The sequence below is a fragment of the Tessaracoccus lubricantis genome (assembly GCF_039544535.1).
Lineage (GTDB): Bacteria > Actinomycetota > Actinomycetes > Propionibacteriales > Propionibacteriaceae > Arachnia > Arachnia lubricantis.
The window spans coordinates 1-3707 of the sequence record NZ_BAABLV010000056.1 but is presented as its reverse complement, the minus strand read 5'-3'; the positions used below and the strand labels follow the sequence as shown (position 1 = coordinate 3707).

2 rRNA genes are annotated in these 3707 nt (G+C 55.2%); both read left to right on the top strand.

Annotated elements, in window-relative coordinates:
• Positions 1-176: 176 nt before the first annotated feature.
• A 16S ribosomal RNA gene (locus tag ABEA30_RS15450) occupies positions 177-1695 on the top strand.
• Between the two features lie 349 nt (positions 1696-2044).
• Positions 2045-3707, top strand: a 23S ribosomal RNA gene (locus ABEA30_RS15445); the annotation flags it as partial.

The following is a 3707-nucleotide window of genomic DNA, read 5'->3' as shown; positions in this document are numbered from 1 at the left end:
ACATGCACTGGCAAGGCTTTCGGGTCTTGTCTTTTGCGAACCCGTCTCCCAGCTTTTGGTTGGGGATGGATTCCTTTGAAAATATTGATTGAAGTCCAGCTTATTGGATTTTGTCAGTATCAAACTAGTTGACAGTGATGCAGGCGCCTCTCGGGGTGTTTGTGGCTGATATTTTTTCAACGGAGAGTTTGATCCTGGCTCAGGACGAACGCTGGCGGCGTGCTTAACACATGCAAGTCGAACGGTAAGGCCCTTTCGGGGGTACACGAGTGGCGAACGGGTGAGTAACACGTGAGTAACCTGCCCCTGACTTTGGGATAACTCCTGGAAACAGGTGCTAATACCGGATATCAGCTTCCACTGCATGGTGGTTGTTTGAAAGCTCCGGCGGTTGGGGATGGACTCGCGGCCTATCAGCTTGTTGGTGAGGTAATGGCTCACCAAGGCTTCGACGGGTAGCCGGCCTGAGAGGGTGACCGGCCACATTGGGACTGAGATACGGCCCAAACTCCTACGGGAGGCAGCAGTGGGGAATATTGCACAATGGACGCAAGTCTGATGCAGCAACGCCGCGTGCGGGATGACGGCCTTCGGGTTGTAAACCGCTTTCAGCAGGGACGAAGCGAGAGTGACGGTACCTGCAGAAGAAGCACCGGCTAACTACGTGCCAGCAGCCGCGGTGATACGTAGGGTGCGAGCGTTGTCCGGATTTATTGGGCGTAAAGAGCTTGTAGGCGGTTTGTCGCGTCGGGAGTGAAAACTCAGGGCTTAACCCTGAGCCTGCTTCCGATACGGGCAGACTTGAGGAAGGTAGGGGAGAATGGAATTCCTGGTGAAGCGGTGGAATGCGTAGATATCAGGAGGAACACCAGTGGCGAAGGCGGTTCTCTGGACCTTTCCTGACGCTGAGAAGCGAAAGCGTGGGGAGCAAACAGGCTTAGATACCCTGGTAGTCCACGCCGTAAACGGTGGGTACTAGGTGTGGGGTTCATTCCACGAACTCCGTGCCGCAGCTAACGCATTAAGTACCCCGCCTGGGGAGTACGGCCGCAAGGCTAAAACTCAAAGGAATTGACGGGGCCCCGCACAAGCGGCGGAGCATGCGGATTAATTCGATGCAACGCGAAGAACCTTACCTGGGTTTGACATATGCCGGAAACATCTAGAGATAGGTGCCCCTTTTTGGTCGGTATACAGGTGGTGCATGGCTGTCGTCAGCTCGTGTCGTGAGATGTTGGGTTAAGTCCCGCAACGAGCGCAACCCTCGTCCTATGTTGCCAGCGGGTAATGCCGGGGACTCATAGGAGACCGCCGGGGTCAACTCGGAGGAAGGTGGGGATGACGTCAAGTCATCATGCCCCTTATGTCCAGGGCTTCACGCATGCTACAATGGCCGGTACAAAGAGCTGCGAGCCTGTAAGGGTGAGCGAATCTCAAAAAGCCGGTCTCAGTTCGGATTGGGGTCTGCAACTCGACCCCATGAAGTCGGAGTCGCTAGTAATCGCAGATCAGCAACGCTGCGGTGAATACGTTCCCGGGGCTTGTACACACCGCCCGTCAAGTCATGAAAGTCGGTAACACCCGAAGCCGGTGGCCTAACCCTTGTGGAGGGAGCCGTCGAAGGTGGGACCGGTAATTAGGACTAAGTCGTAACAAGGTAGCCGTACCGGAAGGTGCGGCTGGATCACCTCCTTTCTAAGGAGCCTGTAGCACCTCAGCCCTGGTGGTTGTGGTGTTCATGGTCGTGTTCTGGGGCGAATGTTCCCGGCGCGGCCGGCACCGGAATGTGGAACATTGACTTTCGAAGCTGCAGCCGATGCTGTTGGTGTCAGTACAGCCTGGATCTTGTGATCTGGGGGTGGAACCTCGCTGGTGGTGGGTGTTGTGGCTAAGCACGCTGTTGGGTCCTGAGGGGTCGGTTGCTTTGCAACGCCTTCTGTGCGGACCAGCGCCGCTTCCTGGGTCTTGATGGCTTGGGGGGTGGTCTGGGCTCGCCCGTATCTTGAGAACTTCACAGTGGACGCGAGCATCTTTGTAGATTTTTTGACAAGCTACTAAGTGCGATCGGTGGATGCCTTGGCACCAAGAGCCGATGAAGGACGTTGTAACCTGCGATAAGCCATGGGGAGCTGGTAAACGAGCTTTGATCCGTGGATTTCCGAATAGGGAAACCTTGAAATACCGGAGTCATGTCCGGCAACCTCTGCCTGAATGTATAGGGCAGTTGGAGGGAACGTGGGGAAGTGAAACATCTCAGTACCCACAGGAAGAGAAAACAACCGTGATTCCGTTAGTAGTGGCGAGCGAACGCGGAAGAGGCCAAACCTCGTGTGTGTGATAGCTGACAGGCGTTGCATGCGGGGTGTTGTGGGGCCGTTCGGGCTGCGCTGTCGAGCAGCCGCAGAGTTAGAAATGATCAGTGAAGTTGAAGTGTCTGGTAAGGCACAGCAGAGAAGGTAATACTCCTGTAGACGTAAGCTGTTCACTCTGGAGCGTCACCCCAAGTAATGCGGAACCCCTGAAATTCCGCATGAATCTGGCGGGACCATCCGCTAAGCCTAAATACTCCTTGGTGACCGATAGCGGACAAGTACCGTGAGGGAAAGGTGAAAAGTACCCCGGGAGGGGAGTGAAATAGTACCTGAAACCGATCGCATACAATCCGTCGGAGCCCTGCGGGGTGACGGCGTGCCTTTTGAAGAATGAGCCTGCGAGTTAGTGGTACGTGGCGAGGTTAACCCGTGTGGGGGAGCCGTAGCGAAAGCAAGTCCTAATAGGGCGTTTTTAGTCGCGTGCTCTAGACCCGAAGCGAAGTGATCTATCCATGGCCAGGTTGAAGCGACGGTAAGACGTCGTGGAGGACCGAACTCACTTGGGTTGAAAACCGAGGAGATGAGCTGTGGATAGGGGTGAAAGGCCAATCAAACTTCGTGATAGCTGGTTCTCCCCGAAATGCATTTAGGTGCAGCGTCGTATGTTTCTTACCGGAGGTAGAGCACTGAATGGTCTAGGGGGCCCACAAGCTTACCGAAATCAGTCAAACTCCGAATGCCGGTAAGTGAGAGTACGGCAGTGAGACTGTGGGGGATAAGCTTCATAGTCGAGAGGGAAACAGCCCAGATCATCAGCTAAGGCCCCTAAGCGATAACTAAGTGGAAAAGGATGTGGAGTTGCGGAGACAACCAGGAGGTTGGCTTGGAAGCAGCCACCCTTGAAAGAGTGCGTAATAGCTCACTGGTCAAGTGATTCTGCGCCGACAATTTAGCGGGGCTCAAGTTATCCGCCGAAGCTATGGCATTCACGCGTGTGACCGTAAGGTTGCGTGGATGGGTAGGGGAGCGTCGTGTGCGCGGTGAAGCGGCGGGGTGACCCAGTCGTGGAGAGCACACGAGTGAGAATGCAGGCATGAGTAGCGAAAGACGGGTGAGAAACCCGTCCGCCGAATATCCAAGGGTTCCAGGGTCAAGCTAATCTGCCCTGGGTAAGTCGGGACCTAAGGCGAGGCCGACAGGCGTAGTCGATGGACAACGGGTTGATATTCCCGTACCGGCGAAATATCGCCCCTGCCGAATTGGATGATGCTAAGCACGCGAGGTGTGGTGATGTCTTCGGACGGATCCTCACTGAGTCTGTGACCCGATTTCATAGTAGGCAAGCTGCGGAGGGACGCAGGAAGGTAGCTCTTCCCGGTTTTGGATATACCGGGT